The organism is Polaribacter sp. R2A056_3_33 (assembly GCF_019278485.1).
Lineage (GTDB): Bacteria > Bacteroidota > Bacteroidia > Flavobacteriales > Flavobacteriaceae > Polaribacter.
In genome coordinates this window covers 3,223,998-3,239,814 of the sequence record NZ_CP058984.1, presented here as the reverse complement: position 1 = coordinate 3,239,814, position 15,817 = coordinate 3,223,998, and the positions used below count along the sequence as shown (strand labels likewise).

The 15,817-nt window shown below is 26.6% G+C and carries 15 protein-coding genes; all 15 read right to left on the bottom strand.

Annotated features, from left to right (window positions below; all coding sequences use genetic code 11):
• Positions 1 to 7 precede the first annotated feature (7 nt).
• The 15 genes from H0I29_RS13645 to H0I29_RS13575 all read right to left on the bottom strand — a co-directional run bounded on the left by H0I29_RS13645 (position 8) and on the right by H0I29_RS13575 (position 15,612).
• Positions 8 to 700: an acylneuraminate cytidylyltransferase family protein gene (locus tag H0I29_RS13645; RefSeq protein WP_218752786.1), complete on the bottom strand. Its 693-nt coding sequence runs from the start codon at positions 698 to 700 to the stop codon at positions 8 to 10.
• Complete coding sequence (gene neuC / locus H0I29_RS13640) at positions 700 to 1,860, bottom strand: UDP-N-acetylglucosamine 2-epimerase (protein WP_218752784.1); 1,161 nt, start codon at positions 1,858 to 1,860, stop codon at positions 700 to 702. Before neuC ends, H0I29_RS13645 begins: the two co-directional genes overlap by 1 nt.
• A 1-nt stretch (position 1,861) precedes the next feature.
• On the bottom strand, positions 1,862 to 2,869 hold the full coding sequence (locus H0I29_RS13635) for an N-acetylneuraminate synthase family protein (protein ID WP_218752782.1): 1,008 nt from the start codon (positions 2,867 to 2,869) through the stop codon (positions 1,862 to 1,864).
• A complete protein-coding gene (locus H0I29_RS13630; protein WP_218752780.1) occupies positions 2,869 to 4,062 on the bottom strand; it encodes a glycosyltransferase in 1,194 nt (397 codons plus the stop codon). Before H0I29_RS13630 ends, H0I29_RS13635 begins: the two co-directional genes overlap by 1 nt.
• A gap of 9 nt (positions 4,063 to 4,071) precedes the next feature.
• Positions 4,072 to 5,220 (bottom strand): glycosyltransferase, encoded by a 1,149-nt coding sequence (locus H0I29_RS13625; protein ID WP_218752779.1) that lies wholly within the window; start codon positions 5,218 to 5,220, stop codon positions 4,072 to 4,074.
• Positions 5,217 to 6,119 carry a hypothetical protein gene (locus tag H0I29_RS13620; RefSeq protein ID WP_218752778.1) on the bottom strand — a complete coding sequence of 301 codons (903 nt, stop codon included), beginning with the start codon at positions 6,117 to 6,119 and terminating at the stop codon, positions 5,217 to 5,219. Before H0I29_RS13620 ends, H0I29_RS13625 begins: the two co-directional genes overlap by 4 nt.
• Positions 6,120 to 6,124: 5 nt before the next feature.
• Positions 6,125 to 6,721: an HAD-IB family hydrolase gene (locus H0I29_RS13615; RefSeq protein ID WP_218752777.1), complete on the bottom strand. Its 597-nt coding sequence runs from the start codon at positions 6,719 to 6,721 to the stop codon at positions 6,125 to 6,127.
• A gap of 1 nt (position 6,722) precedes the next feature.
• Positions 6,723 to 8,318 (bottom strand): glycosyltransferase family 39 protein, encoded by a 1,596-nt coding sequence (locus tag H0I29_RS13610; RefSeq protein ID WP_218752776.1) that lies wholly within the window; start codon positions 8,316 to 8,318, stop codon positions 6,723 to 6,725.
• A 7-nt stretch (positions 8,319 to 8,325) separates the two neighbouring features.
• Positions 8,326 to 9,192 carry a UbiA prenyltransferase family protein gene (locus H0I29_RS13605; protein ID WP_218752775.1) on the bottom strand — a complete coding sequence of 289 codons (867 nt, stop codon included), beginning with the start codon at positions 9,190 to 9,192 and terminating at the stop codon, positions 8,326 to 8,328.
• Positions 9,193 to 9,202: 10 nt separating this feature from the next.
• Positions 9,203 to 10,108, bottom strand: a complete 906-nt coding sequence (locus H0I29_RS13600) for a hypothetical protein (RefSeq protein WP_218752774.1) — start codon at positions 10,106 to 10,108, stop codon at positions 9,203 to 9,205.
• A gap of 3 nt (positions 10,109 to 10,111) precedes the next feature.
• Entirely contained in the window at positions 10,112 to 11,527 is a 1,416-nt protein-coding gene (locus H0I29_RS13595) for an MBOAT family protein (RefSeq protein WP_218752773.1), read from the bottom strand.
• Between the two features lie 88 nt (positions 11,528 to 11,615).
• Positions 11,616 to 12,506: an alpha-1,2-fucosyltransferase gene (locus H0I29_RS13590; RefSeq protein WP_218752772.1), complete on the bottom strand. Its 891-nt coding sequence runs from the start codon at positions 12,504 to 12,506 to the stop codon at positions 11,616 to 11,618.
• A gap of 102 nt (positions 12,507 to 12,608) precedes the next feature.
• On the bottom strand, positions 12,609 to 13,412 hold the full coding sequence (locus H0I29_RS13585) for a glycosyltransferase (RefSeq protein ID WP_218752771.1): 804 nt from the start codon (positions 13,410 to 13,412) through the stop codon (positions 12,609 to 12,611).
• Between the two features lie 53 nt (positions 13,413 to 13,465).
• Positions 13,466 to 14,737, bottom strand: coding sequence for an ABC transporter ATP-binding protein (locus tag H0I29_RS13580; RefSeq protein ID WP_218733231.1), 1,272 nt, complete (start codon positions 14,735 to 14,737; stop codon positions 13,466 to 13,468).
• A gap of 2 nt (positions 14,738 to 14,739) precedes the next feature.
• Positions 14,740 to 15,612: an ABC transporter permease gene (locus tag H0I29_RS13575; protein ID WP_218733229.1), complete on the bottom strand. Its 873-nt coding sequence runs from the start codon at positions 15,610 to 15,612 to the stop codon at positions 14,740 to 14,742.
• Between the last annotated feature and the right edge of the window lie 205 nt (positions 15,613 to 15,817).

The window sequence follows — 15,817 nt, the reverse complement described above, 5'->3', positions numbered from 1 at the left end:
ACTTTAACTATTTATTTTTTAATATACTTTCTGCTTTTTCCCAATCTTTTAAAGTATCTATATTTACATAATCTTCTTTAGGAGTAACCATAAAAGCCATACTATCGCCGAATAAAGAATTATGCTCTTCAATAACGTTCGTTTTTGTTAAATAAACACTTCCATCTCTATGATATGTTATTGGTAATTCTTGTCTTCTAGAAATAATGTTTTTTTCTCCTGTAGTAATTTTTAAATTCCCTTCATCATTCATTTTAAATGTCCAATGAGGGTTGTATTCATGTGGTACTTCTTGCACTGATACTAATGAATCTGTTCCTTTTTTTACAAATTTGTTAATCGCTTCATCTAAGAACTCTAATGTTCTAAAAGGGCTTGTTACTTGTAATAAACATACAGCATCAAAATGTTCTCCTTTATCTTTATAAAACTGCAGTGCATGCTTTATTACTGGTAAAGTAGGTGATGCATCTTCAGCTAAGTTTGAGGGTCTTTTAAAAGGTACTTCAACACCTAATTCTTTTGCAATAGCTATAATAGCATCATCATCAGAACTTAAAACTACTTTAGATAAATATTTAGAAGCCAAAGCGATTTCTGATGTATATTGCAGTAAAGGTTTTTTTCCTAGTAATTTTATATTTTTACCAGGAACTCCTTTAGATCCGCCTCTTGCAGGTATTAAACCAAGAATTCTCATTAATACGTAATTGTTTTATGAAATAATAAAGGGATCTCTGCTAAAACGTCTGCTATTTTTTCTCCTGAATTACCATCGCCATAAATTGCCGAAGAAGTAATATTTTTATTATTAATTTGGACTAATATAGCGTCTTTTATAGTGTCTTTTTCATAAGCAACATCCAATACATTATCTCCTCTTTCTCTTCTATTTTGACGACTTCCTAAGTTAACAACAGGAACTCCTAAATAAGAACATTCTCTAATACCAACACTAGAATTCCCTATTAAACATTTAGAATTTACTAACAATCTTAAAAAATCATGAGGTTCCATGTTTTTAAAGAAATGAATGTTTTGAGGTTTATTTATTTCTCTAAATTGTCTAATTCCGCTTGATGTTCCGTCTGAACCAGCATCTACATTTGGCCAAAACCAAAAAGTAGGAATATCTAATTCTGCAACGGCATGTAATGTTTTTAAAACATCAGATTTTGCTGCCTTATATTCCGTTGTAACCGGATGTTGCATTACAACAATATATCCTTTTTCTTTCCATTCTAAAGAAGTACCTACTCCTCCGTATTTCTCTATTGGATTAAAATCTAATAAAGGTTTTTCTTTAATTTCTTTTGCTAAATCTATAGATGGACAACCGGTATTTATTACATAATCTGGACTTTCGCCTAACTTTATGACACGCTTTTTTGCATCTTCTGATGCTACCAAATGAATATCTGCTAACTTGGTATTTGCATGTCTCACCTTTTCATCGATATTACCTGTTACCTCTCCTCCTTGTATGTGTACTAAAGGTATATTTTGATAAGCAGCCGCAATAGAAGTTGCAATCGTTTCAAACCGATCTGCAATAGTAATTACAGCATCTGGTTTTAAATTATAGAAAACCGTTGCCAATTCCATGACACCTAAACCAGTAGTTTTAGCCATGGCCGTAGGGTTTTCTCCCTCTAAAACCATAAACACTTTTTCATCAATATGAAAACCATCTTTTTCAATAAAATCTACGGCATTACCATATCTACCTAACAAAGCAGAACCTGCAATAACTAATTGTAATTCTAATTTAGGATGATTTTTTATAGCTGTAAGTGCTGTTTTAATTCTACTGTAAGATGGTCTTGCAGTTACAACAACACAAATTTTTCTCTTTAACATATTATTCTTTTAAATCGTTAAAAGTTAAAAAGTCCCATTTATTTAGATCTTTGTTTAACTCTTTACCAATTATACGTTGATAATCGCTGGCTAAAATACCAAATCCCTTTGGTTTTTTTGCTTCAAGATCTGAAAATTTTATAACGTGTCCTTCAGTTAAATCTTTATTAATTGCCAAAGATTTTTCGAAAATCTGTTTTAATTCTTTAAAATTAGAATTATCGTTTTTATCGATAGGATTATTTAAAGCCTTTTTGATATTTCTTACTGCTTTTACTAACTTTTTAGTTTCCTTAAAGTTTAAAGAAGCTTTGGCATCTGGCCCAAACATTTCATTATTAAAAACAACATGAAATTCTAAAATATCTGCACCTAAAGCAACCGCTGCAATACTTGCTTCAATTGAAGAGGAATGATCAGAAAAACCAACAACAACATTGTATCTTTCTTTTAATTCTTTAAGTACATTAAAACCAAATTGCGATGGTTTTGTTGGGTAAGCAGTTGTACATTGTAAAATAGAATAATTAGCATTTCTATTTTTTAAGAATGCAACGGTTTTGTCTAACTCTTCAAAAGAACTCATTCCAGAAGAAATTATGATAGGCTTACCTGTCTGAATAATTTTCTCTAATAAAACAAAGTTATTAACCTCTCCAGAACCTATCTTATAACGCTTTACGCCCACTTCTTCTAACAAATCTACCGCAGTATTACTAAACGGAGAACTGATAAATTCTAAACTAACTTTATCACAATGGGCTTTTATTTCTTTCCACTGTTCTAAAGTAAATTCCATTCTTTTCCAATAATCATAACGCGTTTTATCTTCAAAAGAAAAATTTACACGAAAAGGCTCTTCTAAACTACTTTCTGCTTCTGCAATATGGGTCTGAAATTTTATAGCATTACAACCTGTTTTAGCTACAGCATCTATATAAGAATGTGCTAAACCTAAACTTCCATCATGTGCTTGTGCAATTTCTGCAATTATAAATGTCTCTTTCATTATAGTTTGTCTAAAAACGTTTTTAAATTTTCTTTTTGTGATAGTGCTGTAAAGTGATTTTTAAATAACTTTTTACCTTCAATAGCTATTTCACTACCCTTATCACTACTTTTATATAAGGCAACAATCTTTGTGCTCATATCTAATAAATCATCACATAAAACAGCATTTTCTACTGTAACTTCTGGGTAACATTCTACCGCTGCTTTTGTTGAAACTAAAACTTGCTTGTAGTTAAAAACTACCGGAACCCTTGTTCTTGTTCCTGTATTAAATTCCCAAGGAATAATATGAAAATCTCCAGGCAAAAGAACAGCATCTAATTCTTTAACAAAACCCAATGAAACAATTTGACTGTCTGAATTAATAATGTCCAATAGATTTTTAGAGGCTCCTTTTAATTTTCCAATAACCACCAATTCCACATTAGGGATTTCTGCCTTTATAATATCCCAACAAACAGTAATAAACCTTTCTAAACCGATTCTGTTTGCTGTTGTTCCCATACCTCCTAAATGTACTATTCTAGGAAATTTACTTGGTTTTATATCTGATTCTATATTTATATAAGTTGTTGGTAAATAAAGTGCATTTTTTTGATGTTCTAAAACTTCATTTGTTTCTGTATAAGAACCAGAAACTACACCAGATACACTTTTAATTAAGTTGATTTCAACTCGTTTCTTTTGATACGTATGAAAACGTTTCTTTAAATTCTGATTAGGACTTCTTAGTTTTGCTAATTTATATTCCCAATCATGATGACTATAAATACTTGGTGTTTTTAAATTAAAAGCAGCAATCATAATTGCATTCCATCTCCATTCCGCCCAAACAAAATCGATTTTATGTTTTAAAATAATGTCCTCAAAAAAAAATTTATTTTCATTATTGATAAAATAATATTCGAATTTTGTAGGATTAAAAACAGCTTCTCCTAATCGTTTTAATCCTTTATTTGGTTTCTTTTTTACAACAGAGTAAGATACAATTGTATCTATTTTATCTCTAACATCATTATAATCTTCATCATTAAAAACACTTACATCATTCCATTGTGTCGCTAATAATATAATTCTATAACCTAAAGCATGTAGTAAATCTACATGACTATAGTACACAGAAGCTCCACCACTGGAGTTTAAATCTATTTTACTATTATTTACAACAAATAAAACTGTTTTTAAGCTCATGTTATACTGTTAAAGTTTATTCTCAATTTTAGAATAGGCATCTAAAACCTTTTTTCTAATTACATTATACTCTAATTTAGTAGCAATTTCTTGATTTAATAAAAATGCACTATCTAATAATTCTTCATTATTTAATACCTTAGATATTAACTTAGAAATTTCAATAGCATCTTCTGGGTTTTGAATTAAAAATCCATTTTCACCATCTTTTATATAATCTTCAGAAACACCTCCAGGATTAGATTGTATTGGAAAAGCACCTAAAATAATAGCTTCTAAAAGTGTGTTTGGTATGCCGTCTGAAATATTATTTCCAATTGCTATTTTAGCTTTTGCAAATAACGTTAATAATTCAGTCTGACTTACTTCTTTTTTCCGACTAATATATTCTATATTCCATCCGTTACTGTTCATTTCTGTAATCTTATCGAGAACATTATCATGAGCAGAATATACTAAAATCTTATAATTTACTAAATCTTTCTTTATAAAATCTAATGCTTTTAAAACCACTAAAGCTCTACCTGCCCAATGATGATATCCTTTAATTATGATTAAATTTTCTTTTTTTATTTGAGTAACACTTTCTTTTATTTTTTCTAATTGATAACCTCCTCCTCCAGGAAAAACACCTGCAACTTCATTTATAAACCCTAACTTTTTAGCGATATCAATATCTCTATGATTATCAACAAATAAATAATTCAAATTAAAAAGAACTTGCTTTATCTTTTGTTGATGTTTTTTTTCATTTTGATATAAATACAAGTCACTTCCCCAAGAAAAATAAGCCCATTTAAAATGGATTTTTTTTCTAACTTTTAACAAAGGATATGTTTGTGATTGCATCTCTAAAGAATGTACCAAATCTGGTTTGAGTTCTTTAATCAATGCCTCTAGTTTTTCTGAAGCTGTTACTTTTAAATACGGTTCTATTTTATTAAAAACACTTGGCATTTTTTTTTCAAGAAAATATTCACCTTTTAAATAAGGTACTTTTCTTTTACTCCAACCCGTAATATTATTCGTCCACAATAAATCTTTATGAATAGGTCTATCTAAGCAATCGAAAACATAAATTTCATGTTCTGTATCTTTTAATTGATTGATCCACCTAGCTGCATGGATATATTGAAGACAAACGAAAAGGATTTTCATAAACTAAGTTTTAAAATACTATCTAATTTTTTGGTAAATAACTTTGCTCCTTTTACGTTTAAATGATCTGAATTTTCAAAATATTTATTTTGTTTTATATTAATTTTTTTTGCCTTTAAAATATAGCTATTATATTTAATAATTGAATCAACCTTTTTTTCAATAAACTTATGGTAACTTGTATTTGAAAACTTATAATAATCTGGGTGGTAAGGAGGAACTACAAAAATCACTTTAAAATTATGGTCTTTAGTTAATTCGTCTATTTTTTTTACAAATGATAAATTAAAATCAATATGATTAACACTATCTAAATATCTACCTTCCATCGCTTTTATTCTCTCTTTAGTCTCAACTAGATTATTGTTATAACTATTTTTATTTGCCCTCCACCCCTTTTTAGAAATAGAAAGATTATTATTTTTCTTAGACCCTAAGAACAAATTGTCTACCAATTCTTTAAAAGGATTATTTAATAACAATAAATTATCATAAAAATTTTGATTATATTTTTTCAAATTAAAATATCTATAGTATAATCTCTTTTCTTGAGAAGACAGACTTCCGGATAGCAATGTGTAATGAGAAATAGGTATAATTACGTATTTAACATTTTGTAACTTACTTAAATTCTCTTTTAAAAGATAGTAATCAGTCTCTATCTTTCTTCCTTTATTTGCTATATTAATCATTTTAAAAGAAGATTCATCTGGGTTAATTCCAAAAAAAGTGTGTGAATTCCCTAAAATAATCACTTCTACATCTTCTATATTATTTAATAATTTATATTTTATTGTCATCTGATTATTGTTCATTGGAAAAATAAAATATTCAAAAACAATAAATATTAATAATAATATTATTATTAAAGATGACATTTTTATTATAAATTTTTTCATAAAAATTATTTTCTAAAAGGCTTGTAATAGTATTTAGTAGATAATTCAAACATTTCCTTATCTCCTTTACTATCTCCAAAAGAAAAAACTTCATCGTAATTTGTTAAAGTAACAACTTTACTTATACGATTTACCTTCTCAATACCTTTACAATTTTCCCCTTTAAAAAAACCAGTAAACACATTGTTTTCATACTCAAGTTGTGTACACAAAAGATTAACCCCCATACGATTCGAAAAATCTGACAACCATACATCTAGTGAAGCCGATACTATAAAAACATCACTTTTATCCGAATTAATAGCGCTTAAGAATTCTAAAAATTTCGGCCTAATTATACTATCTAAATTTTTTCTTGAATATTCAACTCCTATCTTCTCAATTTCTTCTTTAGTTTTATTTTTTAAAAAAATTGAAAGCAAAAGCTCTTTCACTTCAGATTTTTTTTTACAAGTTAAACTCAAAAAAAATATTTTAAAAAAATTTCTAAATAACTTCAAAAATATATCCTTATTAGAGAAACTGTTTTTCACAAAATGAACAAAAGAATCTTTAGTCGTTATTGTGCCGTCAAAATCGAATAGATAAAGTGTTCTTCTCATTTTATTTTTTTTCAATCCATAATTCATTATTAAATTTTTCTGGATTTTTTAGAGTTTTAACATCTACTACTTCAAAAATAATATTATACTCATTAAACAAAACTTTATTGCCTAAGTATGCCCCAAAATCAACTTTATATTCTTTTCCTGATGTAGATAATTCCATTAATTTATGCTTTAGTGTAATAGAATCTTTATAACGTAAGCCTAAAGAAACTACGAGTGTTAAACAAGCATTAATTGCTACCAAAACAAATAACAAACCTAATCCTTTTGTCTGCTTTTTATATCTATCGATAGAAAGAAATAAAAACAATGGAACTAGCCAAAAATAAGGTGTATAACGAAGCCACCAACCCGCTTGATTTAGAAGCATTAAACCAAAAATAACAGCTATTAAAAATTCATACTCAGAAAATTGAAATTGCTTTCTTACTCTTAAAATTCCTAATAAATAATACAAAACAGAGCTAATTAAGATTCCTCCCCACCAAACACCAAAACTACCAAGTCTTGGCCCTCCATTTCTCATTTTTTGTAACTCATTAAAAGTAAATGAAAAAGGTATTTTTAGTTGAGAATCACTTCTATTTCCTATTGAAACAAAATTTGTATAAATTAACTTGTTAAATCTATTTTTTTCTTTTAAAACATCTGGAATATAATAAGTTGCTATATCTACTTTTTCTTTTCCCATTAAAGGATAAAAAAAATGTCCTTTTTCTATAAAGTTCTTACCATAAGGAGTTAGCAAAAAAGGACTTATTAATAAACTTAAGAATAATAACTTTTTTAAAATTATTATTTTATTTTCTTTTTCAAAAAAGATTAACTGTAATAAAAACAATAAACAAAGTACTACTCCAAATATAAGTCCTGTAAATTTGACATTTATTAATAAAACTAAACTTAATAAAAAATCTATTAAATAGGTTTTTCTTTTTTTACTTAAAACGTAAGTAAAAAAAGAAATAATTGTTGTAGCATATAAAAAACCATCATTTAAATTTGTAGTTAGTTGAATTAATACAACTGGGTTACAAGCTATAATAAAAGCAATAATAAAAGCTTTTTTCTTTTTATATTTTTCTTTAAAAAACAAAAAGGAATAAAAAAATGAAAGTATACAAAAAAGAATATTAACTGATTTTGCTGTAGTAATAGAATTTGTAATATTATAAAAAAAAGAAGCTAATACCTCATACGATCTAGGGTAATGATTAACCCATAAACTCTGAGAGTTTGACATCTTAATCGATTCATAAACTGGATTCCATCCATTAGAAATTTGTATCATTATTTCTTGATGATAAGCTTGTCCATCAAAAGTAAGATCGATATATTGATAAGAAATAAAAACTGTAAATAATATAAAAACTATATTTATTGCATTGATTATCAAAAAATCCTTTTTTATCTGTAAAATAAAATTAGAAATTATTAAACTAAAGATTCCAATAATATAAAAAACATTATTTGTAGCTTTCCCTCCAAAAATAAAAAACAATCCTAAAATAGTAAAAACACCACTTATAAAAATAAAATTTAATCTTGTACTTCGTTCTATTAATAATGAGGTCTTAAATTTAGATTTCATTTTAAAATTAAATTTTATATATTAAAAAATAATAAGTAGTTAACCAACATAGTATAATTATAAAAATAAATTTATCTTCAAAAAGGAATTTAACAGGTGATTCTGTATTATTTTTAATTAAAGTTTGTTGTAAATGTCTTAACATACCTAAAGCTACAAATATGGTTGTTATATATAGATGCTCATTAGAAAACCTTTGAACAACCGAAACATCGATGGTATACATCATATAACAAACAATGGTGACTGCCAAAATAACAACCATTGAAAAAGTTAAATATTCTTCTGAATATTCCTTTAAAACTTTTCTAGTTTTTATAGCTTTAGTATTTAAAATCTCACCTCTTCGTTTAGATAATATAATATATAGTGCTCCGAAAAAAATGAGGCTCACAATCCACTTAGAAGGAATAACATCTATTTCTTCTGCTCCTACTATAACACGTATTACAAACCCTAAAGCAACAATAAATAATTCTAAAACAGCAATTGTTTTTAAATGTAATGAATACATCAAATTTAGAATTAAATATAAACTGGTAACAAAAACAGTAATTGGTTTTAAGTAAAAAGAACCCGTAATTAACAGCATTAAAAGTAAAACTAATAATAAAAAAGCGCCTTTTATAGAAACAGCGCCACTGGCCAAGGGTCTTTCTTTTTTTTCTGGATGTAATTGATCACTTTCTTTATCTTTTAAATCATTAATGATATATACAACACTTGCCGCTAAGGAAAAATAAAAAAACAAAAATATTAAAATATAAATATTTTCTAAACTTTGAACTTTTCCTGAAAAAAAAGCTGGAAAAAATATCAAAACATTTTTTATCCAATGCTTGGGTCTCATTAAAACTACATAATCTTTTATCATTGAAAATAATTTATTTTATGTTTTTTCTCAAAATACTATCTATTTTCTTAGTATACAATGTAGCTCCCTTAGCATTTAAATGATCTGAATTCTCATAAAAGTCTAAGTCTGTTGGCATAAACATATTTGACTCTATAATAGTTAAATCTTTAAAATTATCTTTTAAAATCCCTTTTATTATACCTGTATACTTGCTTTTTGTAAGTGAGTAAAAATACTCGGAATAAGGAGGTAATACAACAAATAATTGAATTTCTTTATCTGAACAAAAATCAATTAAGTCTTGTAAACGATTTATATTTTTAGAAATCACTTTTTTATGATGAATTGATTGCTCTAAATTATTAATTTTGCTTTTTATCTGAGAGTCAGCCTCAAAGCTCACATTATTTGCTCTCCAACCTAATTTAGAAAAGTAGCTTTTTTTAGTAAATGGGTTTAAGAAACTGTTATCAATTAATTCTTTATAAGGTTCGTTTATCAATAAACTATTTTTATAAATTCCTTGATTATAGTTTTCTAATTTATAAAATCTGTAATACAACCTTTTCTGTTTAATATGATCCTTAGAGAAATTATTTAACTCTGTGAATAATGAATAAAAAGATACCGGAATAATAACAGCTTTTAATGATTCAATATGATCTAAATATTTCATCAAAATATCCACATCAGTTTCTAGTTCCCTTCCTTTATTAGCTATATTGATGGTCTTAAAAGAAAGACTATCTGCTTTAACACCAAATAATAAATGTGAATTTCCGGCAACAACAACTTCAACATTTTCTTCTTGAAATAAATTGTATTTATAAGAAAATGGATTACTATTTTTTTGAAAAACAAGATATTCTAGAATTATAAAAATAATTCCTAAAAACAATAAAAGTGCTATTAATTTCAATAAAAAATTTCTCATATATTAAAATTGAAAATAAATAAAAGAAGTTTTATTTGAATCTGATGAGTAATACAAAATCATAAAAATAAACAAGATATAAAACACATACCTAAACTTGTTTTTAAAAACAACTACAATTTCATCTCTTCTAGAAAGCCATTCAATTAAAATAAAGATAAACAATACCGGAAACATTCTTTTTTGACGAATAACTGACGGTAAAAAATTAGAAATATCAAATATGCTACCAATATACTGTATCGCTTCTGTTATTGTTTCTGCTCTAAAAAACACCCATGCTAAACAAGTAACTGAAAAGGTTGCTATAATGCTTAAAATGTCTTTTATGGAAGTGTTTTTATGATTGACATCAATATTTTTTCTATTTCTATTAGTTAATAACAAAGGAACAAATAACAACGCATTTATAATTCCCCAAGCAATAAATGTCCAATTAGCACCATGCCAAAAACCACTAACCAAAAAGATTATAAAAACGTTTCTTAACTGAAATGTTTTAGAACCTTTAGAACCTCCTAAAGGAATATACACATAATCTCTAAACCAAGTGGTTAAAGAAATATGCCAATTACGCCAAAACTCGGCAATATCTCTAGAAAAATATGGATATTTAAAATTCCGCATTAAATCGAACCCAAATAATCTAGCTGTACCAATAGCTATATCTGAATACCCACTAAAATCCCCATAAATTTGAAAGGCAAAAAATACTGCTCCAATAATTAATGTTAGTCCAGATTGTTCTTGATAATTATCAAAAATCTGATTTACATAAACAGCACAATTATCAGCAATAACCACTTTTTTAACCAACCCCCATAAAATTAACTTCATACCTGAAACGGCATAATTATAATCAAACTTTCTTTCTTTATGAAATTGAGGTAGTAAATTAGTTGCTCTTTCAATTGGGCCTGCAACTAATTGAGGAAAAAAAGAAACAAAGCTAGCAAAAGAAACAAAGTTATTTGATGGCGTTAACTTTTTTTGATATACATCTATCGTATAACTTAATGTTTGAAATGTATAAAAAGATATCCCAACTGGTAAAATAATCTGTAAGCTAGAAACATTCATTTGAATACCTAACTGTTGAAACCCAATAACAAAGTTTTCTATAAAAAAATTGTAGTATTTAAAGAAACCTAACATACCTAAATTAAAAAAGAGACTTAATCCTAATGCCCATTTTCTTTTTCTTTTTTCATCAGTAATTTCTAAGTATTTACCTATCGAAAAATCGACAAGAGTACTTAAAAAGATTAAGGACAAAAATCGCCAATCCCACCAACCGTAAAAAATATAACTGGCTAATAAAATTAAGATATTTTGTTGCTTCGTTTTTTTAAAAACAAACCAATACAAAACAAAAACAATAATCAAAAAGATTAAAAATTCGATGGAGTTAAAAAGCATAAATTAAGCTTGGTAAAGTTTATTAAAAATTTAGAAATAATTATTTTTTAAATATGCACGCTGAATAAAGTTATTAGTTCAAAAAAAATTACATTTTAATCCATTCATTTGGAATTATATCATCATCCTCTGAACCATTACACCATTTTTTTGGTCCTATTATAATTTTTTTTGAATTTTCTATCAACCAAGCTCCCCACCAACTAAAAGTACTATTAGCTATAATACCGTGTTTAGCTTGAGTCATTAAATACATATCTTGCCACGAATTATCTCCATAGTTAAACTGAACGTAAGTAGCTGATTCAATATTTAAGTTTTCTTTAACCCATTCTTGATCATCTGAAAAAAAATAAAACCTTGGATTGTTAATACTCTTCGACAAATATTGTATAGATTTCTCATAATAACTCAAATTACAAATATTACCTAACGCTGTAACGTATTTTTCGCTTAGATAATCCCCTCTTCTAATATGGACAAATACACTATTACACTCTTGCATTTCTATAGCAAGTAATTTTGTGTCTTTAGACAATAAGTTTTTATTAAACTTAAAGCAGTCTCTAACTTCTTTTTTTGCATTTAGGAAATATTTCTCACTCTGCCATGTACCTAAATATAATTGATTTAATGATTTATTTTGATTAAATACTTTTTTATAAAAACAAAAACTTTTAGGTTCTGTAATAACCTCTAATTGAAGTATTTTGTATATTTTAAGTCTACGTCTTGATGAAAATTTCTTTAAGACTTTTATTAATAATTGTATATACCATTTATACCCATACGATTTATGTTCAGATTTATTTATAGAAAACAACTTCTCCAATTCATATCCCTGATGACCGTAAGAATGTGAATTATAATCCTCTGATACAAATACAAAAGTTTTATTGCCTTGTTTTCTAAAAGCCAGACAAAGAGCATAATCAAACATTTGATTACCTAAACCACCAGCAACATTTACAAGCTTCATATTTATTTTATAAATTATTTATTTTAAATTTAGAGCGTTTTTTTTTAAAACTCTTTCCTGAATGTTCCTCAATTCTCTCTTTATTATTATCCCTAAAATCATTTAACAGTTTAAGCTTTTAGGTTTTAAAATGGATTCCTTTATAGCTGATAATATCTTTCTTAAATATTTATAATTTATTTTTTGTTCGTGATTTACATTTTTCACTAACTCAACAAAACCTTTATTATACTTTCTTGCCCTAATATATTCAAACTCATTAAAATCTACCCATGATGCATCCCAAAGATGCACGGCATAACTATTTGCCGTTAAATAATTTTTATAATTATTTTTTTCTGAAGACTTATTGGACGGTAATGGATAGAAATAATCGGTAGGATAAACGATAATATCTTCTTTTTCTATTTTAGATAAAAAAAGATCATTATAATTATATGTTTTTTTAAACGTCTCAGTGATTATTTTAGGAATGGCAATGGAAAATAAGTTCACAAATCCTCCAATTTTTAAATTACTATACTTTTCTAAAATTTTAGAAATAAATAGATGGTTTTTAGTTGCTCCAAAAATAGCTGCATTAATAGTTAATTTATCTTCAATTCCAACAAACATTTTATTTTTTAAAAGTTCATCAAAGTTTTTTACGACCAACACATCTGTATCTAAATAAATACCTCCATATTCATATGTTTTTTGTAACCTAACATAATCAGAAACAAATGCCCATTTTTTTAATTTATAAGCACTTTTAACAAAGCGATGTTCAAATTTAGTGTTTTTTTCATTCCATTCCATAAACTGGTAATCTGGTAAATACTTTTTCCAAGAAGAAATACAGTCTTTTACCAAATCTGGTTTTGGTGCTCCGCCAAACCAACAATAATGTATTATTTTTGGAATCATTAATTAAATTTAAATCTATAATTAAACATAGCACTAAATTAGAGTTTTACTTTTTAAGGTTGTGAATAACTTATTGCTTTATGGATAATTAAATTATGTTTATTTTCCAAGATTCTACTTGAATTAAACACATTATCTTCTTTAACTTTTATAGAAAATGCATCTTCCAGTGCTTCAAAATTAGATAAACTTCCAAAGTAAATTGTTATGTAATATTCCCCCTCTCTGTAAATTGGAAAGTTAGATATAATTAAATTTACAATATTAGTTCCTTTAGTTATTTTAAGAGGAAAACCTACATGTAGATTATTAAACCTCATAATAGACTCTCTCTTGTTATTACAAATTCCTATACCTAATTCTGGAGCAAAATAATCTTCTTTTACATTATAAGTAAATTCTATTTTAAATTCAGAACCAGCTTTTATAATTCTTGTTTGTTTATTATTGCTAAAGGTTTTTATAGATTGTATTCCAAATTGTTTTTTAAAATCAAAAAAAGCGGTATCATTTTTTAATACTTTTTTCAAATTTAAACTTTCATATTGGTTGAGGACTTCTTCTATTTCACCTATACAAGAAACCTTACCATCTTCTAATAAAACACCTCTAAAACAAAGGCTTTTTATTGCAACTAAATCATGACTAACAAACAATACTGTTCTTCCATCACTATTAGAAATATCTTGCATCTTACCAATGGCTTTCTTTTGAAACTCTGCATCTCCAACAGCCAAAACCTCATCTACAATTAAAATATCTGGTTCTAAATGAGCTGCTACAGCAAAAGCCAAACGAACCTTCATTCCGCTAGAATAACGTTTTACAGGTGTATCTATATAACGTTCACAACCAGAAAACTCTACAATTTCATCTAATTTTTCAGAGATTTCTTTTTTAGTCATCCCTAAGATTGCACCATTTAAAAAAACATTTTCTCTCCCTGTCATTTCTGGATGAAAACCGGTACCAACTTCTAATAAAGAAGCAATTCTTCCTTTAGATTTGATAGAACCTGTAGTTGGGCCCGTTACTTTTGATAAAATCTTTAAAAGAGTAGATTTCCCTGCACCGTTTTTACCAATAATACCTAGAACTTCTCCTTTTTTAACTTCAAAATTAATATCTTTTAAAGCCCAAACATATTCAGATTCACCTTTTGTAGCCCTATTATTAGATTCTCCTACTTTTAAATATGGGTCTTCTTTACCTCTTATTTTTGCTAAAAACCGGTTAAAATCATGACTAATTGTACCTGTACCAACTGTTCCTAAACGATATTGCTTAGATAAATTTTCTACCTTTAAGATTACTTCTTTTTCCATATCTAAATTGTATCTATAAACGTTTTTTCAGTTTTATTAAAAATTAATAATCCTAAAAAGAAAACTATAATGGTAAATATAGATGTATAAATAATTCCGAAAGTAGAGTAATTACCATCATTTAAAAGTATAAATCGACCAAACTCTATTAAGTGAGCAATCGGATTAAAATCTACAATCCAAGAATAATCTGTTCCTTCTTCAGTATTAATTAATTTTTCTCTCATTAAATCTAAAGGATACATTACCGCAGATATATACATCAATAGTTGAACACCAAAAGAAACTAAAAAAGTTAAATCTCTATATTTGGTAACCATAGAACTAATTATCATTCCTAATCCCAAGCCCATCATCCCCATTGCAATGATTAATAAAGGGAAAAATAAAATGTATGCATTAGGTAAAACCTGAAAGCCATTAAAATAATAGTAAATATAAAAACATATAAAAATAAATATTTGAATCCCAAATTTCAATAAGTTAGAAACAACTATAGACATCGGCATTATAACCCTTGGAAAATACACTTTTCCAAAAATAGCTTCATTCTTTTTAAAAGTATCTGATGTTGCTATTAAACATTCTTTAAAATAGTTCCAAATAGTAATACCAGCTAAATTGAATAAAAAAGGAGGAACTGAACCTGTTGAAATTCCTGCTATATTATTAAAAACTAATGTAAATATAATAGAAGTAAATAAAGGTTGTATTAAATACCATAAAGGACCTAAAATTGTTTGCTTATATAATGTAACAACATCTCGTTTTACAAAAAGCATTAACAAATCTCTATATTGCCAAACTTCTTTTAAGTTTAAGTCTAAAAGACTTGTTTTTGGCGTTATTTCAAAAAGCCACTTTTCTTTCTCCATTTATTAAATTTCATTTAATGAACAAATATAATTTAATTTATGATTTTAACATTTAATATCAACTATAATTCTGTCTTTTTATACTTTAAAAAAAGAACCTTTTCAAACCATAAAAAAAACAACTTATAGAGTTTTATAAATATTAATAAGAAATAACACTAGTAAAACTGACACCTCTACAAATGCATTATAAACTGTTTATAGC

Bases quoted from the DNA above. Each gene is read 5' to 3' on its own strand.
- H0I29_RS13645 (WP_218752786.1), bottom strand. From the start codon at position 700: ATGAGAATTCTTGGTTTAATACCTGCAAGAGGCGGATCTAAAGGAGTT.
- neuC (WP_218752784.1), bottom strand. From the start codon at position 1,860: ATGTTAAAGAGAAAAATTTGTGTTGTTGTAACTGCAAGACCATCTTAC.
- H0I29_RS13635 (WP_218752782.1), bottom strand. From the start codon at position 2,869: ATGAAAGAGACATTTATAATTGCAGAAATTGCACAAGCACATGATGGA.
- H0I29_RS13630 (WP_218752780.1), bottom strand. From the start codon at position 4,062: ATGAGCTTAAAAACAGTTTTATTTGTTGTAAATAATAGTAAAATAGAT.
- H0I29_RS13625 (WP_218752779.1), bottom strand. From the start codon at position 5,220: ATGAAAATCCTTTTCGTTTGTCTTCAATATATCCATGCAGCTAGGTGG.
- H0I29_RS13620 (WP_218752778.1), bottom strand. From the start codon at position 6,119: ATGAAAAAATTTATAATAAAAATGTCATCTTTAATAATAATATTATTA.
- H0I29_RS13615 (WP_218752777.1), bottom strand. From the start codon at position 6,721: ATGAGAAGAACACTTTATCTATTCGATTTTGACGGCACAATAACGACT.
- H0I29_RS13610 (WP_218752776.1), bottom strand. From the start codon at position 8,318: ATGAAATCTAAATTTAAGACCTCATTATTAATAGAACGAAGTACAAGA.
- H0I29_RS13605 (WP_218752775.1), bottom strand. From the start codon at position 9,192: ATGATAAAAGATTATGTAGTTTTAATGAGACCCAAGCATTGGATAAAA.
- H0I29_RS13600 (WP_218752774.1), bottom strand. From the start codon at position 10,108: ATGAGAAATTTTTTATTGAAATTAATAGCACTTTTATTGTTTTTAGGA.
- H0I29_RS13595 (WP_218752773.1), bottom strand. From the start codon at position 11,527: ATGCTTTTTAACTCCATCGAATTTTTAATCTTTTTGATTATTGTTTTT.
- H0I29_RS13590 (WP_218752772.1), bottom strand. From the start codon at position 12,506: ATGAAGCTTGTAAATGTTGCTGGTGGTTTAGGTAATCAAATGTTTGAT.
- H0I29_RS13585 (WP_218752771.1), bottom strand. From the start codon at position 13,412: ATGATTCCAAAAATAATACATTATTGTTGGTTTGGCGGAGCACCAAAA.
- H0I29_RS13580 (WP_218733231.1), bottom strand. From the start codon at position 14,737: ATGGAAAAAGAAGTAATCTTAAAGGTAGAAAATTTATCTAAGCAATAT.
- H0I29_RS13575 (WP_218733229.1), bottom strand. From the start codon at position 15,612: ATGGAGAAAGAAAAGTGGCTTTTTGAAATAACGCCAAAAACAAGTCTT.